The 417-nt window shown below is 61.6% G+C and carries 1 protein-coding gene and 1 pseudogene; both read right to left on the reverse strand.

What is annotated here, in order from left to right:
• Nucleotides 1-69: pseudogene (locus AC5Y4D_RS27355) on the reverse strand (type VII secretion protein EsxI); the annotation flags it as partial.
• Between the two features lie 38 nt (nt 70-107).
• Nucleotides 108-404 (reverse strand): WXG100 family type VII secretion target, encoded by a 297-nt coding sequence (locus tag AC5Y4D_RS27360; protein WP_499942468.1) that lies wholly within the window; start codon nt 402-404, stop codon nt 108-110.
• Nucleotides 405-417: the final 13 nt, after the last annotated feature.

The raw sequence follows: 417 nt of genomic DNA on the forward strand, positions 1-417 counted from the left end.
ATTGGCGGCCTGGGCGCGAATCAGCGCGCCGTGCGCGTCGACGTCGCCGAACTGGTAATTGATGGTCATGTCTGTTGTCCTCCTGGATTAGAAGCTGATGGGCTGGACTAGCTGGACAGGATCTGCTGCGACGCCTGCTCTTGCTGCTCGTAGTTGTTGGCGTCACGGATCAGACCATCGCGCACCCCGTGCAGCATGTTCACGATGTTGCGGAACGCGGTGTTCATCTGGCCCATGGTGTCCAGCGAGGTGGCCGAAGCCAGACCGCTCCAACCCGCGCCCGAGATGTTCTGCGAGGACGCCCACATACGACGGGCCTCGTCCTCGACGGTCTGCGCGTGGGTCTCGAAACGGCCCGCCATGGCACGCATTGCGTGCGGGTCGGTCATAAAGCGAGTTGCCACTTTAATTCTCCTT

The sequence above is a fragment of the Mycobacterium sp. NGS67 genome, assembly GCF_059812185.1.